Origin of the sequence: Burkholderia sp. Tr-20355 (assembly GCF_017104685.1) — a bacterium.
GTDB lineage: Bacteria > Pseudomonadota > Gammaproteobacteria > Burkholderiales > Burkholderiaceae > Burkholderia > Burkholderia seminalis.
Map to the genome: position 1 here is coordinate 95,869 of NZ_JAAGPK010000002.1, position 19,532 is coordinate 115,400.

The 19,532-nt window shown below is 67.6% G+C and carries 17 protein-coding genes and 1 pseudogene; 8 read left to right on the top strand and 10 right to left on the bottom strand.

Features of this window, described 5'->3' with window-relative positions; genetic code table 11:
- Positions 1-109 precede the first annotated feature (109 nt).
- Both G3N62_RS01120 and G3N62_RS01125 read left to right on the top strand, forming a co-directional pair.
- Positions 110-883 carry a TetR/AcrR family transcriptional regulator gene (locus G3N62_RS01120; RefSeq protein ID WP_124670057.1) on the top strand — a complete coding sequence of 258 codons (774 nt, stop codon included), beginning with the start codon at positions 110-112 and terminating at the stop codon, positions 881-883.
- A 184-nt stretch (positions 884-1,067) separates the two neighbouring features.
- A pseudogene (locus tag G3N62_RS01125) lies at positions 1,068-1,202 on the top strand (IS256 family transposase); the annotation flags it as partial.
- Positions 1,203-1,221: 19 nt separating this feature from the next.
- Here the strand turns inward: G3N62_RS01125 and G3N62_RS01130 are convergent.
- The gene (locus G3N62_RS01130) at positions 1,222-2,067 is read right to left on the bottom strand and encodes a lysozyme inhibitor LprI family protein (protein ID WP_059562349.1); all 846 of its coding nucleotides are present in this window, start codon (positions 2,065-2,067) and stop codon (positions 1,222-1,224) included.
- Positions 2,068-2,132: 65 nt separating this feature from the next.
- Entirely contained in the window at positions 2,133-3,113 is a 981-nt protein-coding gene (locus tag G3N62_RS01135) for a helix-turn-helix domain-containing GNAT family N-acetyltransferase (RefSeq protein ID WP_124608672.1), read from the bottom strand.
- Between the two features lie 197 nt (positions 3,114-3,310).
- Here G3N62_RS01135 and G3N62_RS01140 point away from each other — a divergent pair, with 197 nt between their 5' ends.
- On the top strand, positions 3,311-3,685 hold the full coding sequence (locus G3N62_RS01140) for a hypothetical protein (protein ID WP_059562355.1): 375 nt from the start codon (positions 3,311-3,313) through the stop codon (positions 3,683-3,685).
- Positions 3,686-3,723: 38 nt separating this feature from the next.
- Here the strand turns inward: G3N62_RS01140 and G3N62_RS01145 are convergent, their stop codons facing one another.
- From G3N62_RS01145 to G3N62_RS01170, 6 genes are all read right to left on the bottom strand, one after another.
- A complete protein-coding gene (locus G3N62_RS01145) occupies positions 3,724-4,491 on the bottom strand; it encodes a DUF169 domain-containing protein (RefSeq protein ID WP_034191935.1) in 768 nt (255 codons plus the stop codon).
- Positions 4,492-4,561: 70 nt separating this feature from the next.
- On the bottom strand, positions 4,562-6,997 hold the full coding sequence (locus G3N62_RS01150; RefSeq protein ID WP_185733081.1) for a PEP-utilizing enzyme: 2,436 nt from the start codon (positions 6,995-6,997) through the stop codon (positions 4,562-4,564).
- A 391-nt stretch (positions 6,998-7,388) separates the two neighbouring features.
- Positions 7,389-8,564, bottom strand: coding sequence for a betaine/proline/choline family ABC transporter ATP-binding protein (locus G3N62_RS01155; RefSeq protein ID WP_059562369.1), 1,176 nt, complete (start codon positions 8,562-8,564; stop codon positions 7,389-7,391).
- The gene (locus G3N62_RS01160) at positions 8,561-9,214 is read right to left on the bottom strand and encodes an ABC transporter permease (protein ID WP_049036718.1); all 654 of its coding nucleotides are present in this window, start codon (positions 9,212-9,214) and stop codon (positions 8,561-8,563) included. Before G3N62_RS01160 ends, G3N62_RS01155 begins: the two co-directional genes overlap by 4 nt.
- Before the next feature lie 10 nt (positions 9,215-9,224).
- Entirely contained in the window at positions 9,225-10,130 is a 906-nt protein-coding gene (locus tag G3N62_RS01165; protein WP_034191930.1) for a glycine betaine ABC transporter substrate-binding protein, read from the bottom strand.
- Positions 10,127-10,843, bottom strand: a complete 717-nt coding sequence (locus tag G3N62_RS01170; protein WP_124670056.1) for an ABC transporter permease — start codon at positions 10,841-10,843, stop codon at positions 10,127-10,129. The genes G3N62_RS01165 and G3N62_RS01170 overlap by 4 nt, the downstream gene beginning before the upstream one ends.
- On the opposite strand from G3N62_RS01170, the gene G3N62_RS01175 reads away from it, so the two are divergent.
- Positions 10,842-11,027, top strand: a complete 186-nt coding sequence (locus G3N62_RS01175) for a hypothetical protein (RefSeq protein ID WP_034191928.1) — start codon at positions 10,842-10,844, stop codon at positions 11,025-11,027. The genes G3N62_RS01170 and G3N62_RS01175 overlap by 2 nt on opposite strands.
- A gap of 365 nt (positions 11,028-11,392) precedes the next feature.
- Here G3N62_RS01175 and G3N62_RS01180 read toward each other — a convergent pair whose 3' ends face one another.
- Positions 11,393-12,487 (bottom strand): AraC family transcriptional regulator, encoded by a 1,095-nt coding sequence (locus G3N62_RS01180; protein WP_034191927.1) that lies wholly within the window; start codon positions 12,485-12,487, stop codon positions 11,393-11,395.
- 255 nt (positions 12,488-12,742) lie between these two features.
- On the opposite strand from G3N62_RS01180, the gene G3N62_RS01185 reads away from it, so the two are divergent.
- From G3N62_RS01185 to G3N62_RS01195, 3 genes are read left to right on the top strand one after another with little or no spacing between them, the layout of a single operon-like run.
- The gene (locus G3N62_RS01185) at positions 12,743-14,134 is read left to right on the top strand and encodes an APC family permease (protein WP_124670084.1); all 1,392 of its coding nucleotides are present in this window, start codon (positions 12,743-12,745) and stop codon (positions 14,132-14,134) included.
- Positions 14,135-14,184: 50 nt separating this feature from the next.
- The gene (locus tag G3N62_RS01190) at positions 14,185-15,582 is read left to right on the top strand and encodes an aspartate aminotransferase family protein (RefSeq protein WP_124670055.1); all 1,398 of its coding nucleotides are present in this window, start codon (positions 14,185-14,187) and stop codon (positions 15,580-15,582) included.
- A gap of 33 nt (positions 15,583-15,615) precedes the next feature.
- Positions 15,616-17,052: an aldehyde dehydrogenase family protein gene (locus G3N62_RS01195; protein ID WP_124670054.1), complete on the top strand. Its 1,437-nt coding sequence runs from the start codon at positions 15,616-15,618 to the stop codon at positions 17,050-17,052.
- Positions 17,053-17,223: 171 nt separating this feature from the next.
- Here the strand turns inward: G3N62_RS01195 and G3N62_RS01200 are convergent, their stop codons facing one another.
- A complete protein-coding gene (locus G3N62_RS01200) occupies positions 17,224-18,078 on the bottom strand; it encodes an FCD domain-containing protein (protein WP_034192037.1) in 855 nt (284 codons plus the stop codon).
- A gap of 226 nt (positions 18,079-18,304) precedes the next feature.
- Here G3N62_RS01200 and G3N62_RS01205 point away from each other — a divergent pair, with 226 nt between their 5' ends.
- Positions 18,305-19,513, top strand: coding sequence for an ABC transporter substrate-binding protein (locus tag G3N62_RS01205; RefSeq protein ID WP_034191923.1), 1,209 nt, complete (start codon positions 18,305-18,307; stop codon positions 19,511-19,513).
- The last annotated feature ends 19 nt before the right edge of the window (positions 19,514-19,532 follow it).

Here is a 19,532-nt window from a genome sequence, read left to right on the forward strand (position 1 = left end):
CAGGCAGGCCGCTGCAGGCTGCCTTGATGACATTAAAATCATAACTGATGATTTTGTCAATTTTGATGTTCGAACGTATACTCGAAACATCGAACCTACGCGCACGCCGATGCCCAGCACTTCTTCCCGTCGCACCAGAACACCGTCGCCGGCCGTCTCGAACGGGCAAGCGCCGTCAGGCCCCGAGGTTCGCGAGCCTCGAGGCGCGCGTCGAAAGCGCGAGACGCGGGCGCGCCTGCTGGATGCCGCCTTCGTACTCATGGCGCAAAAGGGGATGGAAGGCGTCGCGATCAATGAAATTACGGAAGCCGCGGACGTGGGGTTCGGCTCGTTCTATAACCACTTCGAATCGAAAGAAGCGATTCATGCCGCGGTTCTGGAAATCGTGTTCGAGGAGTTCGCGGATACCCTGGACCGCATCGCCGCCAACCTCACCGACCCTGCCGAGATCATTTCGGTGTCGTTGCGTCATACTTTGCTGCGAGCCAGAGGTGAACCGGTTTGGGGACAATTTCTCCTCCGCGAAGGGCTGTCGATGCGAGCACTCAGCCGCGGCCTCGGACCTCGGTTGTTGAGGGATATCCAGAAAGGGATCCTCGCCGGGAGATTCTCGGCAAATGACCCGCTGATGAGCGTTGTCACGGTCGGCGGCGCGGTACTGACCGCCATTGCAATCGAATTACGATTCGATGCAGACGAGAAGCCCGTCACCGACATGTTGAACATGATCGGGTACAGTCAGAACGGCTTTGCCGAGCGCGCAGCGTCATCCCTTTTGCAGACGCTCGGTGTGCCGCGAACTGAAGCGATGGAGATTGCGAATCGTCCCCTGCCGCTCGCTGTGACGTCAGCGCCCCAGGCGTCGCCAGCGCGTGAGCTGTGAGCGTGAAGGGGGTGTTTCTCGACGCAGGAGGTCTGGCCGTCGGCACAACGCTGCCGATGGGGGCGAGTGATTTCGTGAAGTTGGTGGAGCGGGTTGGGGGGCGGTAGGGACGCGGTGCTGACTTTTCGGGGCCGATCGCGATGAACGAGCGCCACCGGGGTGATCCCGGTATCGGTGGCGCTCATTGAATAAGCCTCGTCAACCGAAGACCCCGCCGGTTGAGCTACCGGCCATTCCCGCTGAACTGCCCGAGCAATTCGGCAGCGACCCGATGACGGCCGAAGCCCTCCATGCCGCGACGCTGGCGCTGAAGAACGCGGCGGCTGTGCACCGCCGCCTCAATCGGCGCCGATCTTGTCTTCGGCGTACACGAGTTGCTGCAGGCGCGCGGCGGCTTCATCGCGCATCTCGATCGAAACCTGCGGCGGCACGCCGGAAACATCCGCTGGCGCGTAAAGCGCGCCGATCAGCGGCGGCTGGGCGGCGATGAACGCGCGCCATTTCTGCGACGACGCGCGCATCGCTTCGCGCGATGCACGCGGCAGGCGGCGTTCGATCGCGGCCGTCACGTCGTCGATATCCTGCAGGTACAGCGGCGCGGCCTGCGCCGCGCAGCGGCCCTTTGCGTCGAGATCGGCGAGCGCCGCGCAGTGCGCCCGTTCGAAGCGTGCGCCGCGTCGCGGTACGGCGTCGACGCGTTCGGGACGGTCGTCCGTCGCGGGCGGCAGGCGTGTGGCCAGGCTGAAGCCGTGCGCCGCGCGATCCGCTTCGAACCGTTGCAGCGACAGCGCGCGCTGCCGTGTCAGTTCCATCACGTCGTTTGCATTCATCGGCGCGTAGATCGTGCCGCGTGTCGTCGCGTAGACGGCGCCGATCAGCTTCAGGTCGGCATCCCGGCGCGCGAGCCACGCGCGCTGGGCGCGCAGCAGCGCGGGTCGGTCCGCCGCCGGCAGCGATGCCTGCAGCGCGCGATAGCTCGCGTTGAGCCGTGCGTCCCATGCGCGACCCGCGTCGACGACGCATTCGTCCTGGCCTGCCGTCGACGCATGTTCGGGATCGTTCAGGCACTGCGTCATCGTCCGGTCGATCGGATCGATGCCGGTCGCGGCGTCGGGTTGCGCGGCAACGGCGGCAGGCGCGGTGACGACCGCGCAAAGCGCGAGGGCCGCGAGACGTTCGAGCATGGGCAGCGTCCTTTGTCGTGGTGAGCGTGATGACGCCCTTCAGCGTGAATCGGGTGCGTCGAACGTCAGCTGCCGGCGGGCCCCGGCCGGCTGAACCGCTGCTCGACGACCTCGGTGCCCCAGTGCGTGCCCGCGGACTCGTGGGTCAGCGTGAAGCCGAACGCGTCGTACAGGTGGCGCGCCGAATCCAGTCCCTTGAAGGTCCACAGGTAGGTCTCGCGAAACCGGTGCTCGTCGACGAAGCGCATCGCCAGCGTCATCATCTGGCGCCCGATGCCGGACCCGCGCAACGCGTCGTTCACGATGAACCAGCGCAGGTGCGCGACGCCGGTCGCCGGATCGCCGTCGATCGCGAGCGACGCGAGCGTCCGCCCGTCTTCCTGGCAGAGCCACAGTGCCTTGCCGACGGCCGGCAACGTGCCCGCGAACTCGGCCAGCTCGGTCGCCACCCGCTTTTCGAAAAAGACGCCGAACCCCCAGTGCTCCGCATAGAAGCGTGCATGCAGGCTCGCGATGTCGCCGATACAGCCCGGTTGGTAGCCTTCGCGGATCGGCGGCGCATCGAGGGTCGTCGCGGGCGCCCTGGCGGCGTTGTCTTGCGCGAGGGCATCGGCATACAGCGCGAGGGCGCGCAGCAACGCCTGCTGGTCGGCGGGAATCATGCGACGCAACGCATTCGACACCTGGTCGGTCGCGAACGTGTCGATTCGTTTCTGCAGCTTTTTCCCCTCGGCGGTCAGGTACAGCTCGATCGCCCGCGCATCCTCGCTCGATACGCGGCGTTCCACGACACCGGCCGCCTCGAGCCGCGCGAGTTGCCGGCTCGTGTTCGATTTGTCGAGCCGCAGGATGTTGCCGAGATCCTTCGCGTTGATGCCGGGCGCCATCCCGATCTCGAGGATCGCGTGAACGGCCGACGGCGCCCAGTCGCTGTCGGCGAGCGTCGCGCGCATGAAGCCGAGCTCGCGCACCAGCTTGCGGGAGAAGTCGCGCAATTCGAGGATGGTCGCGTCGCGAGGCTTCGCGGGCGCGTCGATGAGGTCCATGGTTTGCCCCAAATGGTTGCGTGTCGCAATCGATAATAGTTGCGGATCGCAACTTGTCAAGGCGAATGTGTGGCGCGCAGAAGTGGTATTGGCGCGGATGGCGGTGTGCCGGCACGTGGACGCATACTGCGCGTATCGGGCGACGGGCGAGCGCGTGCCCGGGCATCGATCCAGGTTCGCGGACCACGGAGGCCACCATGAACAAGCTGTTGCCGATGACGATCGGGTTGCTTGCCGGATGCGGCATCAGTACCGGGCCGCTCCATGCCGCCGGCGGCATGGATGCGCCGCCGTGCAGTGCCGCGCATGCGGCGGACCCGGGCGGGAACGCGGCGATGCCGGGCGCGTCGGTCCGCAGCTTCTCCACCGCCGGGTGTTCGGGCGCGGTGCTGCAGGGCGACCGCGCCACCGCGACGGTCAACGGCGACCGGATCGAACTGCGCGACGGCATCGTCTATGTGAACGGACGGTCGTACGGCGCCGTCACGCCCGCGCAGACGGTCGAATACGAGGCCGCGCGCGACAGGCGCACGTTGAAGGTCGACGGCAAGGTCCGTACGCCGCTGCGCTGAGTGCTGCTTCCAGCGCGCCGCAGCGGCGACGCGTCAAGTCACGTCGCTTTCGGGTAACTGACTTCCATGCCCGCGCGCACGTCCTGCTGGATGCCGTACTGCGCGAACGGATAGCGTAGCCCGTTGCGCGACAGCGCCTCCATTCCGGCAACGGCCTGTTCCAGCGCGTCGGGCGCCAGCGCCATCAGCATCTCGTCGTCGAGCACGCCGCCGTAGCGGCGTTCCGCGTAGCACGGAATCGACAGGCTCGGCTGCCCGGTCGACAGCGCGCGGCCCCACGAATCCGCGCATGCCGATTCGCCGACCACGCTCCAGTCGAAGCGCTTGTATCCCGACCATTGCAGCCCGTTGATGAAGTACATCATCGCGCCCGGCGTCGCGTAGAACAGTGCGATGTCGGGCGCGATGCGGCCGGCCGCGAGCGGCGACACGACGAGCGCTTCGTACTGGCCGTCGGCCACGCAGTGCATCGCGGCCTGGTGCGCGCGCGAATCTTCCTGCGTCGCGTACCAGACGCCGGCCATCTGCTGGCCGGATGCCCACTCCGCGTCCTTCGCGTGACCGAGCCCGACGACCGACCGGCACTGCGCGCCGACGAGGTCGTCGGCCGTGATGCCGACCGTGAAGCCGAGCCGCGCCGTCTGCCCGACGATCTGGTCCAGCGAGTGAATCGCCTTCGGGCGGCGAATGCGCGGGACGGCTTCCATGTCCTCGCGCCGTTCGAACAGCTTCATCCCGAACGGGATGCTGCGCAGCTTGAGCAGCCGCTCGAGGTCCGCCGACAGTCCGGCAAGCGTTTCTTTCATGTGAGGTCTCCGGGATTCGCCGGACCAGTGTAGCGATCCGGGGTACCCCCTTCAACACGCCGCCGGCTGCTCAGTCGGCCAGCGTCAGCCGGCCGTCGCTGAGCCGCACTTCGCGTCCGATCCACGCCGCATCGACGCGCGGCAGCACGGCCGACGGCTTGCGCAGTTCGCGCAGCAGCGTTGCGCCGTGCGACAGCCGGCCGCCCATGCGTGCGATCACCGCGCGGGCGGCCTGGTACTGCGCATGCCGGCCCGGGTCGAGCGCGTCTTCGAGCAGGATGTCGCGGCCGAGCACGCCCTGCGCGTGGCCCGGATAGATCATGAAGCCGGCTGCCTCGTCGGTGCCTTCGCCGCCGTCCTGCCAGAAGCTGCCGTTGCGGTCGCGGCGTTCGGGATGCGGCGCGAACCAGGTGTCGCGGTCGGCGGCCGGCATCGCGTGATGCAGGCGGAAGAACACGCGCATCAGGTTGTCGCGATACCACTCGCGTACCTGCAGATACCAGCCGCGCATGCCGGGCGCGCCGAGCGCGTGCAGCACGCGGACCGGCAGCGGCCAGGCGGGGAAGGGCTGCAGCGGCAGGTCGGCGGCCGCGGGCCGCGCGGTGCCCGGATCGGTTTCCCACGGCAAGCGGTGCGGGCTGTCGTCGAGCTGGCCATAGGCGGTCGGCGGACGTCCCCACAGTGTGCCGCCGCTGCTGGCGAGCGATGACGCGATGCACAGGTTGCCCTGCACGACGAATACGTAGAAGCGCGTGAACCAGTCGGCCAGTTGCTGGCCGTCCGCGCGCCGTTCGACGAGCGTCGCGAGTTCCCGGTCGAAGCGCTGCAGGCCGCGCGCGAGCGTCGGCAGGTGCCCGCGCGCGACGCGCTGCATGCGCCAGAACACCGGCAGTGCGCGCAGCAGGCGCAGCGGACGCCAGCGCAGCGGCGGCGTCGCGCCGCCGATCTCGCCGCTGTAGTTCGCGGCGGACACACCCCAGTCCGCGAGACGCGCGAGGAACAGGTCGTTGTTGATGTACGACGCGCCGCCGTACAGCGCGGTGAACGGCTCGTTGTCGCGCAGCACGCGCGCATCCCAGCGCGCCATGATGGCCGGGATGCTGCCGGCCGCGCGCCGTTGCGCATATTCGACGAGCCGGCTCGGCTGCGGCGGCAGGATCTCGGCGATGTTGGCCGAGGTCAGGTGCCGGTGCCAGCCGTAGCTGCTGATCGGGCGGTATTGCAGGAGCCACAGCTGCGTGCCGTCCCATGCCCATTCGACATCGCCGGGTACGTAGTGGAACGCGCGCAGCACGCGTTGCAGGAACGCCCACAGCCGTTGCGAAGTCAGGCCGTGCGCGGCCGCGAACGTGCCGCGCCGCCACGGCTCGCCGAGCCGCGACAGGATCGCGCGCCGCGGGCTTGCCTGTCCGTCGGCAAGCGATTCGAGGTGGCCTTCCACCCATTCGACTTCCACCGACAGATGGCGCACGAACGCGATGCCGGACAGCACGGGCGCGACGAAGCGCTGCACGACCGCTTCCTCGAGGCCGCCGTCGAGCAGTTCAGCCACGCGTGCGGCGGCATCCGATGCCGGCACGCGCAGGAACGTCGTGTGCAGGCCGGCGTTGGCTGCGTCGGCCTGGTCCTCGCCGTGGCTCGACGAGCGGACCGCCCACTCGGCGCCGGGCTGGCTCGCGAGAAAGGCGGGCAGGCGCGGATCGTCGGCGCGGGTCAGCGACAAGGCGGGCGGCACCGGCAGGCCGGCCATCACGGCGAGTGCCAGACGTCCGCCCTTCGTGTGCGCGACGAAACCCGTGTCGCCGGCTTCGAGCCACTGCGCGAACGCGGCCGGCGCATCGATCCACGGATAGTGTCCCCAGCCGCGCTGCAGCGTGACGGTGAGGTCGGCGCGCGCGAGGATCGCCGACCACGCGGCGGCCTGGCGCACGCCGAGCACGGCATCCTGGTCGCCCCATACGAGCTCGATGCGGTCGGTGACCCACTCGAGCAGCGACAGCGCGGTATCGGCGCGCACGAGATCCCAGTGCGGCAGGAACGCGCGGCAGCGCGCGTAGCCGGCGCCCATGCGGCGATATTGCGCGGGCGTCCAGGTCTGGTTCGAGAACTGGCGGGCGAACAGCGTCGGATGGTGCGCGAGCAGCCAGTGGATCGTCTTGCGCAGCGGTTTCGGCGCCATCAGTTTCGGCAGCCGCCGTTCCCACAGGAATGCGCCGACGGGCGCGAGCAGCACGCTGCGGCCGAAGTGGCCGGGGCGCCGTTGCAACGCGTGCAGCACCAGCAGCGCGTTCACGCCGACCGCCATGATCGCGTGGCCCGGTTCGGTGACGTCCAGCAGCGCCTGCGCGTACGCGGCGAGATCCTCGCACGGCGGCGCGGGATGATCGCCGAAGCCCGGCAGTTCCAGCGGCACCGGCCGGTAGCGCCGGAAGTGGGGCAGCGCATCGTCCCACCAGTCGGCCGCGCTGCCGTTGCCGGCGAGAAGGTACAGGATCGGTTTGCTCATCGATGCTTCGCCGGTCGACGATCGTCGCGGTCGCGGTCGCCCCGATCGGGGCGGCGACGTCGGCGGATGCCACGGCTCTCGTTGGTATGGGTGTTATGCCGATGCGAGTGGAGTGGAAGGGCGGCCCGCTCGGATGGATGGTTGCGGGCATTTTACGCGAGTCGATTCCGTGCGATTCGCGCTTGATTGCCGGGGCCGGATTTTTCGCTGCGCGTTTGTCGGGCGAGCACGGAACGCAGGATCAAGCCACTGGAATCCGCCAGGCAGGATTCAACGGAAGACAGTGACAGGGAGCCGGGGTGCGGCGGGATCGATTGCGCTCGTCGCCCACGGTGTGTTGGTCAAGAACGGCGTCACGCCGATCGCGCACCGGCGTGACGAGGACGACGCATCAATGCGGCGCGGCCGCCTCAACCCGATCGACCGGGCTGCCCGGCGGCTGCCCCGTTTGCCGGCGCGATCGGCCCGAACTCAGGTACGCGGCGATCGAGTCCTGCGTGACCTCGCCGAGCCACACGCCGTCCGGGTCGAGCACGGGCATCCACGACACGCTGTACTGGTACATCTTCGACAGCACGATGCGCAGGTTGTCGTCGGCCGAGACACCGGCCGGGAACGGCGTCACGCGTTCGCCGCATGTGCCGCCGTCGCCGCGCGCCGCGCGGCGCGTCACGTAGCCGAGCGCGCGGCCCGCGTCGTCGAGCACGGTCAGGTAGCGGCAGTCGGCTTCGTCCATCACCGCGAGTGCGTGCGCGAGCGGCGTATCGACGCGCGCGGTGTCGGGTTGCGTGGCCGCGTCGCCGGCCTTCACGAGCAGCAGGCGCTTGAGCGTGCTGTCCTGGCCGACGAACTGCGCGACGAATTCGTCGCGCGGGCGTGCGAGCAGCGTGTCGGGGTGATCGTACTGAACGAGCTGGCCGCGCCGGAACACCGCGATGCGGTCACCCAGCTTGATCGCTTCGTCGATATCGTGGCTCACCATGATCACGGTCTTGTTCAGTTGCCGCTGCATCTGGAAGAACTCGTTCTGGATCGACTCGCGATTGATCGGATCGACCGCGCCGAACGGTTCGTCCATCAGCAGCACGGGTGGATCGGCGGCCAGCGCGCGAATCACGCCGATACGCTGCTGCTGCCCGCCCGACAGCTCGCGCGGATAGCGTTTCAGGTACAGCTTCGGATCGAGCGCGACCATCGACATCAGCTCGCGTGCGCGTTCGGCGCAGCGCTTCTTGTCCCAGCCGAGCAGGCGCGGCACGACGGTGATGTTCTCTTCGATCGTCATGTTCGGGAACAGTCCGATCTGCTGGATCACGTAGCCGATGTGGCGCCGCAGGTCGACTTCGTCGAGCTGCGCCGTATCTTCACCGTTGATGAGCACGCGGCCCGATGTCGCGGCGATCAGCCGGTTGATCATCTTGAGCGTGGTCGTCTTGCCGCAGCCCGACGGGCCGAGGAACACGCAGATTTCCCCCTCGGGCACCGACAGGCTCACGGAGTCGACCGCGCGTACGGTCTGGCCGTCCTTGCGCGTGAAGGTCTTGGTCAGTTGGTCGAGTTCGATCATGTCTTCTGCACTCCCTTCGGTGTCAATGCCCGCTGCAGCCTCTGCAGCAGCCGGTCGGCGACGATCGCGAGCAGGCTCACGAGCACCGCGCCCACCAGCAGTTTCATCATGCTGCTCTGTCCGATGGCGCGCAGGATCAGCGTGCCGAGCCCGCCCGCGCCCACCACGGCGGCGATCGTCATCACGCCGATGTTCATCACCACCGCGGTGCGCACGCCCGCGAGAATCACGGGCACCGCCAGCGGCAGCTCGACGAGACGCAGGCGCTGCCACGCGGTCATGCCGATGCCGGTGCCGGCTTCCTTGATGCCCGCATCCACGTTGCGCAGCGCGAGGTAGGTGTTGCGCATGATCGGCAGCAGCGAATAGAGGAACACGGCCGTGATCGCGGGCGCGGCGCCGATGCCCTGGCCGAAGCGCGAGAAGAACGGGATCATCAGGCCGAACAGCGCGATGGACGGCAGCGTGAGCACGATCGTGGCGATGCCGAGCAGCGGCCCGGCGAGCCATTCGTGGCGATTGATGAGGATGCCAAGCGGTACGCCCGCGACGATCGCGCAGCCCACGGCGATCGCGACGAGCCACATGTGTTGCAGCGTGAGCTGCAACAGCTCGGGCCAGCTCGAAGCGAGATAGTCGAATACGCTCATCGGGTCTCCTTCAAGGTAGCGGATGCGTGCGCAGGAACGCGTCGGCGACGTCGCGCGGCGATTTGCCGTCGAGGTCGACGGCCTTGGCCATGGCCTGCATCGCGTCGTTGTCGAGCGCGGCGGACAGCGCGTTGAGCTGCGTCGCGAGTCCCGGATTGCGCTCGAGCGTGTCCTTGCGCACCACGGGCGTCGCGTTGTACGGCGGGAAGAAATGCCTGTCGTCCTCGAGCGGCACGATGCCGAAGCCCTTCACGCGGCCGTCGGTCGTGTAGACGAGGCCGATCTTCAGCTGGTTGTTGTGCAGCGCCGTGTAGACGAGCCCCGGATCCATCTGCTTCAACTGCGCGCGGCTGAACTGCATGCCGTACGCGGCGAGCAGCGGCTTCAGGCCGTCCGGACGGTTCGCGAATTCCGCATCCATGCCGAACACGTAGTGCTTTGCGGCCGGATCGGTCTTCAGGTGCTCGGCGAGCTGCGACACGGTGCGGATGCCGGTGGCCTGCGCGAGCTGGCTCGGCAGGCCGATTGCGTAGGTGTCGTTGAGCGGCGACGCGTCGAGCCACACGAGCCCGCGCGGTACGTCGAGCGCCTTGACCCGCCGGTACATCTCCTCGGGCGAGAGCTTGTCCTGGATCTTGTTGTAGACGAGCGCGGCGGTGCCCGTGTAATCCCACATCAGGTCGAACTGGCCGTTTTCCAGCGCGCTGCGCGTGAGCGTGCTGCCGAGCCCCGCGCGGACTTCCACGTCGTAGCCGCGCGAGCGCAGGTATTGCGACGTGATTTCCGCGAGGACGTATTGCTCGGTGAAGTTCTTCGCGCCGAGCACGAGCTTGGCGGCGAATGCCGGTGTGCCGGCGGCCATGCACACGGCCAGGGCGGCGCACAGGCGGGCGATCGATCGAAGCGGGCGCATCATGCGGCACCTCCGTGGCGCGCGAGCCAGCGGCGGCTGCCGGTTGCGACGATGCCGTCCAGCACGAGCGCGAGGATCGCGGTGAGCGACGCGCCGAGCAGCAGCAGCGGCTGGTTGTCGAGATAGATGCCGGGGAAGATCAGCGAGCCGAGGCTGTCCGCGCCGATCAGGTACGCGAGCGGCGCCGTGCCGACGTTGATCGCGAGCGCGGTGCGCACGCCGCCGACGATGATCGGCACCGCATGGGGCAGTTCGACGCGGGCGAGCGATTGCCAGCCCGTCATGCCGATGCCCTTGGCCGCTTCGCGCAGCGCGGCCGGCACGTTCTTCATGCCTTCATAGGCATTACGCGTGATGGGCAGCAGCGATGCGAGGAACAGCGCGATGATCGCAGGTACGTCGCCGATGCCGAAGATGCCGAGCGCAATGGCCAGCACCGCGAGCGACGGGACCGTGTTGCCGATGTTGAAGACCTGCATGAAGCGCTCGGCCCGGTGCTGAAACCGCGGCCGGCTCAGCAGCACGCCGGCCGGTACGCCGACGACGATCGCGAGCGTCATCGAGTAGACGACCAGCAGCATGTGCTGGCCCGCGTAGTACGCGAGATCGTCCGCGCGCTGGCGGAACGTGTCGGCGCCGATGCCGCGCGCCAGCGCCCATCCGACCGCGATGATGGCTACCGGGCTGCCCACCAGCTGGACAGTGCGTCGAGTCATGAAGATACCCCTCCTCGATCCCGATGCGGCACGCGCGCAGGCACGCGCCGCGATGACGCCGGATGGCGTCGCGATGGAAGTTCGTGATCCCGGCATGGCCGCGATTGAACTGACGGAAACAGTGCTGCCGGCTGCACCGAAGTGCGGCTGGCGGTCGGGTGAACGCGATGTTGCGTTCGTCTGATTGTCAGGTTCAGCCCGGCGGCGCCGTAACGGCAAGGCGCGTTCGAGCAGGGCACCGTCCTGCGAAGACGGCATGGATGCGGGCGGCTTGGCGCCGACCGCTGGGGCCGGTGGCCCCTTTGACGTGGCGAAACGGATGCATGCGCAACAAAGTGCGAAATGACATCACGTTGCGCACGAGATCATGCGTTTTGTGATGAAGTTGGAGCGAGTATAGAGCAATCGAATGAGCGCGTCCAGCTTGGGCACGGCACGCGGTCGTGCGGCGGCGTCGAGCCGAACGCCGTCGGCGGCTTTCGTGGAAATGATTCGAATTCCAAACTAACAGGCGGGGGCGCCGTTCGGATTCGGCATGCGCGATCGACGTTACATGTCGTTACCGGCGTCCGCGCGCGGCGTCTTGCCGGTCCAGCGCCGGTACGCGTGACGGAAGCTGCGCGGCTCGCTGTAGCCGAGCCGTTCGGCGATCACCGCGACCGTCAGCGTGTGGTCGTCGAGCATCCGCACGGCTTCGTCGTGACGGACTTCATCGAGCAGCGACTGGAACGTGATGCCGTCCTTGTCGAGCCGCCGGCGCAGCGTGCGCTCCGTCAGGTGCAGCGCATTCGCGAGCGCCGTCATCGACTTGAAACGCACGAGGTCGCGCGCCATCAGCTCCTTCGCCCGATCGGCGAAGCGCGTGCCGACCGACGCGGCCCACTGCCGTTCGAGCACCTCGCACTGGCCGTGCAGCGCATTGAAGCTGACTTCGTTCGCGAGACGCGGCGTTTCCGTGCCGTTCACCGACGTGAATACGAGACGGTTGTCGGCCGCATTGAATGCGACCGGGCAGCCGAAGTGGCGTGCGTAGTCGGCTGCATTGCGCGGCGTGCGGCGCGCGAGCTGCAACTGTTCCGGCCATACCGGCTTGCCGACGAGATCGGACACGATCAGCCGCAGGCTCGACAGGCACATGTCGACCTGGAATACCTCGAGATCGGGTTCGCCGTTGTAGCGGCTGATGGTCACGCTCATGCCGCCGGCGTGCGCGTCGACGCGCACGTCGAAATACAGCCCCATGAACAGCGGGAACTGGCCCATGCAGCGGAACGCCTGCGTCACGGAGCCGCTGATCAGCATCGCGTAGCCGGCGAGACCGAGCGTCGACACGTGCAGCCGCGCGCCGATCGACAGCCCGATCGACGGTACGCCGCTGCAGCGCAGCAGGTTGCGGAAGCAGCGCTGCTCCTGGCCGCGATTCACGTGCAGGTTCGGCGACGCGACCTCGTCCGCGCCGAGCCCCGTGCCTTCGAGCAGCGCGGCGCCGTCGATGTGCCGCACGCGGCACTCGTCCAGCGCGACCGCGATCGCGTGAACGGTGGCCGGAATATCTTCCTGGCGTCCGGCCGGGCGGGCGAGGCCGAGCGATGTGCGCAGGCTGCGCTCGGCCCGGCTCTGGTTGCGTTGGGAGCGGCTGTCCATGGTGCCGATACGGTGACGGGCGTGCACGGAACATAGCCGGAATGTCCGAAAAATGCCAGTGCGGCACAGCAGCATGCATGGCCGGACGATGCGATGCGTGACGCTGTGTCCTGAAATATCCCCCGATTACGTCCGTATTTCTCATTCGTCCGGGATTTTTTGGCGCACCACACTTTCTTCCGATCGCGCGCCGCCGTCGGCGCCGGGCGATCGAGAGTTGAAGTCATGAACGCCACCCACCCACGTGAGGACAGCATGGACAACGACAGGCCAGGCCGAACCGTATCGGCCGCCGCGACGCACGACGTCGGCGCGAGCGCGCATCGAGGCGACCCGGACGAGCGCCGCACGCCGCGTCTGCTCGGCCTCTCGACGCTGGTGATCTTCGGCCTCGCGTACATGCTGCCGATGACGGTGTTCACGACCTACGGCCTCGTCACGAGCGAGACGAACGGGCATCTGACGGCCGCCTATGCGGTCACGCTGGTCGCGATGCTGTTCACCGCGCGCAGCTACGGCCACATGGCGCGGCTGATGCCGAGCGCCGGTTCCGCGTACACGTTCGCGAGCCGCAACTTCGGCACCTCGGCCGGCTTCATGGTCGGCTGGGCGTTGCTGATGGACTACCTGTTCATCCCGATGATCAGCTACCTCGCGATCGGCATCTACATGAAGCAGATTTTCCCCGGCGTGCCGGCCAGCGTATGGATCGTCGGCAGCATCGCGCTGGTCACCGGGCTGAATATCGTCGGGATCCGGCTCGTCAACCGCGTGAACCTGATCCTGATCGCGAGCCAGTTCGTGTTCATCGCGATCTTCGTCGTCGCATCGGCGCGCGTCGCGGCCGGCGAAGGGCTGTCGATGACCGTCGCGTTGCCGTCGTCGGGCGACGCGCGCGCGATCTTCGCGGGCGCCGCGATCCTGTGCCTGTCGTTTCTCGGTTTCGATGCGGTCACCACGCTGTCGGAAGAGACGCGCGAGCCGCGGCGCACGGTGCCGCGCGCGATCCTGCTCTGCACGCTGGCGAGCGGCCTGCTGTTCATGCTGATCGCGTATGCCGGGCAAGTGGTGTTTCCCGACTGGCACGCGTTCAAGGATCTCGATTCGGCCAGCTTCGAATTGATGCGGCGCATTGGCGGCGGCACGCTGTCGGCGTTCTTCGTCGCGGTGTACGTGGCGGGCTGCTTCGCGAGCGCGATGGCCGGGCAGGCGAGCGTGACGCGCGTGCTGTTCGCGATGGGCCGCGATCGCGTGCTGCCCGAATGCGTGTTCGGCCACCAGCATGCGCGGCTGCATACGCCGGTGCGCGCGACGCTCGCGGTCGGCGTCGTGTCGCTGTCCGCGCTGTTCGTCACGCTCGACCTCGCGTCGACGATGATCAGTTTCGGTGCGCTCGTCGCGTTCGCGGTCGTGAACCTGTGCGTGATGCGCAGCTACCTGGGCCAGCGCGGGCACCGTCATGTCGCAGGCTGGATCACGTTCGGCGCGATGCCGGCGATCGGCTTCGCGATGAACGTGTGGCTCTGGTCGGGACTGTCGCGCCAGACGTTCTACGTCGGCTTCGGCTGGCTCGTGCTCGGCCTCTGCCAGCTCGTGTGGCTCACGCGCGGCTTCACGCGCCCGGCGCCGACGCTGTCGATGCATTGAATGACCGGCGGCATGTCGCCGGTTCTGAAACCCTGAAGGAGGAGTGACCCATGAACGCTGTTGACGTCAATCCCGGTGCGGACCTGCAGGCGCTCGGCAAGCGCCACCTGCTGATGCATTTCACGCATGCCGATGCGTACCGCGAGAACGCGCTCACCGTGTTCGACCGCGGCGAAGGCTGCTGGCTCGTCGATCGCCACGGCAAGCGTTATTTCGACGGGCTGGCCGGGCTGTACTGCGTGCAGGTCGGCTACAGCCACGGTGCGGAGATCGGCGATGCGATCCGCGAGCAGATGGTCCGGCTGCCGTTCGCGACCAACTGGGGTTATGGCCACGAACCGGCGATCCGGCTCGCGCACCAGCTCGCGGCGCTCGCGCCCGAAGGCCTGAACCGCGTGTTCTTCACGTCGAGCGGCTCGGAGTCGAACGAATCGGCGATCAAGCTGGTGCGCCAGTATCACCAGTCGCGCGGCGAGCCGCAGCGGCGCAAGTTCATCGCGCGGCGCGTCGCGTATCACGGCACGTCGTTCGGCGCGCTCGCGCTGAACGGGATGACGAATTTCCGCAAGCACTTCGAACCGTTGATGTCGGGCGTGCGGCACGTGAGCAACACGAAGCGCTACGGCCGCCCGGCGGGCGAGACGGAAGCGCAGTTCACACGCCATCTGCTCGACGAGATCGAATCGCTGATCGTGCAGGAGGGGCCGGATACCGTCGCCGCGCTCGTCGTCGAGCCGCTGCAGAACGCGGGCGGCAGCCTGACGCCGCCGGCCGGCTATGCGGCCGGGCTGCGCGACATCTGCGACCGGCACGGCGTGCTGCTCGTCGCGGACGAGGTGATCTGCGGGTTCGGCCGGCTCGGCGAATACTTCGGGTCGGCGCGCTACGGGCTGAAGCCGGACATCATCACGTTCGCGAAAGGCATCGCGTCGGGCTACGTGCCGCTCGGCGGCGTGATCGCGAGCGACGCCGTGGTCGACACGGTGCTCGACGGGCCGCAGCAGATGTTCCTGCACGGCGCGACGTACGGCGGCCATCCGGTCGCCTGCACGGCCGCGCTCGCGAACCTCGCGATCATGGCGCGTGAAGGGGTGCTCGAGAACGTCCGCGACAACGAAGCCGTATTCCGCCAGACGCTCGACGGGCTGCTCGAACTGCCGTGCGTCGGCGACGTGCGCGGCGACGGCTACCACTACTCGCTCGAACTCGTGACGGACAAGGCCGCGCGCCGCTGGGCGGCCGGTATCAGCGCGCAGGCGTTCGTGTCGACGATCCTCGCGCCCGCGATCTTCGACGCGGGGCTGCTGTGCCGTGCGGGCGTCGATCACGAAGGCACGCCGATCGTGCAGTTCTCGCCGCCGCTCGTGATGTCGCGCGACGAGATCGTGTGGTTCGTCGCGCAGATCCGCGACATCCTCGCCGACACCCATGCCCGGGCGACGCGCTGAGCGCGGCGTCGTTCATTTCAGAAGGAGCAACCGATGCGAACGTCACAACAGTCCTATATCGACGGCCAGTGGCTCGATCCGGCCGATGCCCGGTCGATCGACGTGATCGATCCGGCCACCGCGCGGCCCTATGCGCAGCTCAGGATCGGCGCCGCGGCCGACGTCGATCGCGCGGTCGGCGCGGCGAAACGGGCCTTCGACACGTATTCGCGCTGGCCGGTGGACGAGCGTGTCGCGCTGTTGCGGCGCGTGCTCGAGATCTACCAGCGCCGCTACGAAGAGGTCGCACAGACGATCAGCCGGGAAATGGGCGCGCCGATCGCGTTTGCGCGCGCGGCGCAGGCCGCGGTCGGCACCGCGCACCTGGAACAGACGATCCGCGCGCTGCAGTCGTTCCGCTTCAGCACGCAGACCGGTTCGCTGCTGGTGTCGCACGAACCGATCGGCGTGTGCGCGCTGATCACGCCGTGGAACTGGCCGATCAACCAGATCGTGTGCAAGGTCGCACCGGCGCTCGCCGCCGGCTGCACGATGGTGCTCAAGCCGAGCGAGGTCGCGCCGTTCAGCGCGATCCTGTTCGCGGAAATCCTGCACGAGGCCGGCGTGCCGCACGGCGTGTTCAACCTCGTGCACGGCTACGGGCATGAAGTGGGCGATGCGTTGTCGCGACACCCGGATGTCGACATGGTGTCGTTCACGGGCTCGACGCGCGCGGGTGTCGAGGTCGCGAAGGCGGCCGCCGATACCGTGAAGCGCGTGCACCAGGAGCTCGGCAGCAAGAGCCCGAACCTGATCCTGCCGGATGCCGACATCGAGGATGCCGTCACGCGCGGCGCGCGCAGCTGCTTCAGCAACAGCGGCCAGTCGTGCAATGCGCCGACGCGCATGCTCGTGCATGCGGATCACCTGGCGCTGGCCGAGCAGGCGGCGCGGCGCGAAGCGGAGCGTACCGTCGTCGGCGATCCGCGTTCGACGGAAACAGGCATCGGGCCGGTCGTCAGCCGCACGCAGTTCGACCGCATCCAGCACTTCATCCGGCTCGGGATCGACGAAGGCGCGACGCTCGTCGCCGGTGGTCCCGGCCGGCCGGAAGGGTTAGGCGACGGCTTCTACGTGCGGCCGACGGTATTCTCGAACGTCACGCCGGACATGACGATCGCGACCGAGGAAATCTTCGGGCCGGTGCTGTCGATCATGACCTACCGGACCGAGGAAGAAGCGATCGCGCTTGCGAACGATTCGGTGTACGGGCTCGCGGCCTACGTGCAGTCGAAGGATCTCGATCGCGCACGTCGCGTCGCGGCGAGGTTGCGGGTCGGCAACGTTCACATCAACTATCCGGCGTGGAACCCGGCCGCGCCGTTCGGCGGTTACAAGCGTTCGGGCAACGGGCGCGAGTATGCGGAGTTCGGCCTCGTCGAGTATCTGGAAACGAAGGGGACGACGGGGTACACGGACGGCAGCGCGTGATGATGCCCTGATCGCCCTGGGGACCGGGGCGGCGAACCGGTTCCTGCCGATGGCGGCGCCTCGCGTGGCGTTCGATCGGAACGGCACGTGGCCGCCCGCCGCGGGTGCGGCAGCAGTCCCCGGGCCGCCACGAAGCGGTCGACCTTGATTCCTCGCTGCGTGTGCCGCCGCTCAGCGGTCTTCGGGATCGGCCACGGCCGCATCGGCGCCCGCAACGGGAGCGGCGGCGCGCCGGCGAATCTCGGAATCGAGGATCAACCGCCCGCGCAGCTTGCCCTTCATCCGCTTCACATGCTTGGGCGCCTCGGTCATGTGCTCGACCATCAGCGCGCGGACGCGCTCGACGTCGCGCTCGCGCGCGGCCTGCAGGATCGCCTTGTGAATCGACACGTTCGCCTCGCCGAAGCGCTTGTGCTCGACGAGCGGCGTATCGTTCCGGAACTCGATCAACTGCCGGATCATCTCGTTGATCAGTTCGCAGCTGAAGCGCAGGAACGGATTCGGATTCGCGGCCGCAAGGATGTCGTGGAACGTCGTGTCCTCCTGCCGCTGGCGCAGCATGTGGCCGCGATCGTGCACGCCCGAGCCGCCGTCGCAGCACGCGATGTTCGCTTCCAGCGCCGCGAAGTCGCGCTCCGTCAGGTGCGGTACGGCGCCGGCGGCCAGCTCGGGTTCGAGCAGCTTGCGCACCGTATAGATGTCGTCGATCGACACGTCCTTGAAGAACAGGTAGTTCTGCAGGAGCTGCAGCGTGCGGTCGAGCGGCACCTCGACGACCATCCCGCCGCCCGACGGCCCCGTCGTGACCTTGATGAGCCCCTGCACCTCGAGCGACTTCAGCGCCTCGCGGATCGTGCTCTTGCTCACCGCATAGAGCTGCTGCAGCTCGGCCTCGCGCGGCAGGCGGTCACCGGGCTTCAGGTCCTTCTCGGTGATCAGCCGCTTGATCTCCTCGGCGACGAGATCGGCACGCTTCGGCTGCTTGATTTCGACCGCGAGGCCCGCCCTGGCTCGGTCCATGACCATCTTCACGACTCCTTTGTCTGACTGCGCGCCGCGTCATCGTCGACGATCGGTCCCGGCGCGGGTACGGAATTTTGCCTGATTGACACCAATTTTGATCAACTCTAGCATCAGGTTCATTCTATTTATCATGATAAATAGGATCAACCGGCGACGCGCATCCTGCAGGGCGTGGGTACGGTTTGGCAGTCGGTCGCATCGTGTGTCCCCCTTTATCAGGAGCGTCAACTTGAATCGCCGAGAACTGTTGAAACTGGCCGCGCTGTCGGCCGTGCCGGGCGCGCTCGGCAGCATGTCGTCCCGTGTCGCGTTCGCGCAGGGCTCGCCCATCCAGCTTGCGTGCCCGGTGCCGATGTCCGGCCCGTTCGCGGCCAACGGCAAGTACGCCGATCTCGGCATGCAACTGGCCGTCAAGCAATACGGCAAGGTGCTCGGCGCGCCGCTCGCCTATACGTCGCTCGACACCGAGGGCAAGCCCGCGACCGCCGTGCGGCGCGTGCAGGAGATCGCGCAGCAGAAGGGCGTGCGTTTCTTCGCGGGCGGCATCCTGTCGTCCGAATCGCTGGCGATGGGCAAGGAAGTCCAGAAGGCGGGCGGCGTGTTCATCACGACGGCCGGCGCGGACGAGATCACCGGCAAGGATTGCAACGCGGCGACCTTCCGCTGGTCGGTGCCGACCTTCGGCGCGATCGAGCAGACGGTGCGCCCGCTGGTCCAGATGCTGCCGAAGGCGAAGCGCTGGTACACGATCACGCCGCAATACGTGTTCGGCGACGGCCTGCTGTCGGCCGCGAAGGCGATCTTCAAGGAGAAGGGCATCGAGCACGTCGGCAACAGCTACCACTCGCTCGCCGAAAAGGAGTTCAGCGGTTATCTGACGAATGCGGCGGCCGCGCAGCCCGACGTGCTGCTGATCCTGAACTTCGGCTCGCAATCGTCGGACACGCTGCGCCAGGCCGTCAGCTTCGGGATGAAGCGCAACTGCACGATCCTGCTCGCGTGGGCATCGGGCCTCGAGCAGTTCGAGGCGCTCGGTCCGGACATCTGCGATGGCGTGTATTTCGGCGCGCAGTACTGGCACGGCATCGATGCGCCGCTGAACCGCGATCTCGTGAAGCGCGCGAATGACGCGTTCAAGGCGAACCCGAACTACAGCCTCGCGGGTTCGTACATCTGCACGAAGATCCTGATCGACGCGATGGTGAAGGCCGGCAGCGCCGATCCGAAGAAGGTTGTTGCGGCGATGGAAGGGATGAAGTACGACGGCCTCACGGGGCCGGAGGAAATCCGCAAGGGCGATCACCAGGTCCTGAAGAACTACTACCTGCTGAAAGGCAAGCCGAAGAGCCGGATGAAGAACGCGGACGACTACGCCGACATCGTCAGCTCGGGCCAGTCGTTCCTGCCGGTCGACAAGACGGGCTGCAAGCTCGCGTGACGCAGTGCATGCGTTCGCG

Bases quoted from the DNA above. Each gene is read 5' to 3' on its own strand.
- G3N62_RS01120 (WP_124670057.1), top strand. From the start codon at position 110: ATGCCCAGCACTTCTTCCCGTCGCACCAGAACACCGTCGCCGGCCGTC.
- G3N62_RS01130 (WP_059562349.1), bottom strand. From the start codon at position 2,067: ATGCTCGAACGTCTCGCGGCCCTCGCGCTTTGCGCGGTCGTCACCGCG.
- G3N62_RS01135 (WP_124608672.1), bottom strand. From the start codon at position 3,113: ATGGACCTCATCGACGCGCCCGCGAAGCCTCGCGACGCGACCATCCTC.
- G3N62_RS01140 (WP_059562355.1), top strand. From the start codon at position 3,311: ATGAACAAGCTGTTGCCGATGACGATCGGGTTGCTTGCCGGATGCGGC.
- G3N62_RS01145 (WP_034191935.1), bottom strand. From the start codon at position 4,491: ATGAAAGAAACGCTTGCCGGACTGTCGGCGGACCTCGAGCGGCTGCTC.
- G3N62_RS01150 (WP_185733081.1), bottom strand. From the start codon at position 6,997: ATGAGCAAACCGATCCTGTACCTTCTCGCCGGCAACGGCAGCGCGGCC.
- G3N62_RS01155 (WP_059562369.1), bottom strand. From the start codon at position 8,564: ATGATCGAACTCGACCAACTGACCAAGACCTTCACGCGCAAGGACGGC.
- G3N62_RS01160 (WP_049036718.1), bottom strand. From the start codon at position 9,214: ATGAGCGTATTCGACTATCTCGCTTCGAGCTGGCCCGAGCTGTTGCAG.
- G3N62_RS01165 (WP_034191930.1), bottom strand. From the start codon at position 10,130: ATGATGCGCCCGCTTCGATCGATCGCCCGCCTGTGCGCCGCCCTGGCC.
- G3N62_RS01175 (WP_034191928.1), top strand. From the start codon at position 10,842: ATGAAGATACCCCTCCTCGATCCCGATGCGGCACGCGCGCAGGCACGC.
- G3N62_RS01170 (WP_124670056.1), bottom strand. From the start codon at position 10,843: ATGACTCGACGCACTGTCCAGCTGGTGGGCAGCCCGGTAGCCATCATC.
- G3N62_RS01180 (WP_034191927.1), bottom strand. From the start codon at position 12,487: ATGGACAGCCGCTCCCAACGCAACCAGAGCCGGGCCGAGCGCAGCCTG.
- G3N62_RS01185 (WP_124670084.1), top strand. From the start codon at position 12,743: ATGGACAACGACAGGCCAGGCCGAACCGTATCGGCCGCCGCGACGCAC.
- G3N62_RS01190 (WP_124670055.1), top strand. From the start codon at position 14,185: ATGAACGCTGTTGACGTCAATCCCGGTGCGGACCTGCAGGCGCTCGGC.
- G3N62_RS01195 (WP_124670054.1), top strand. From the start codon at position 15,616: ATGCGAACGTCACAACAGTCCTATATCGACGGCCAGTGGCTCGATCCG.
- G3N62_RS01200 (WP_034192037.1), bottom strand. From the start codon at position 18,078: ATGGTCATGGACCGAGCCAGGGCGGGCCTCGCGGTCGAAATCAAGCAG.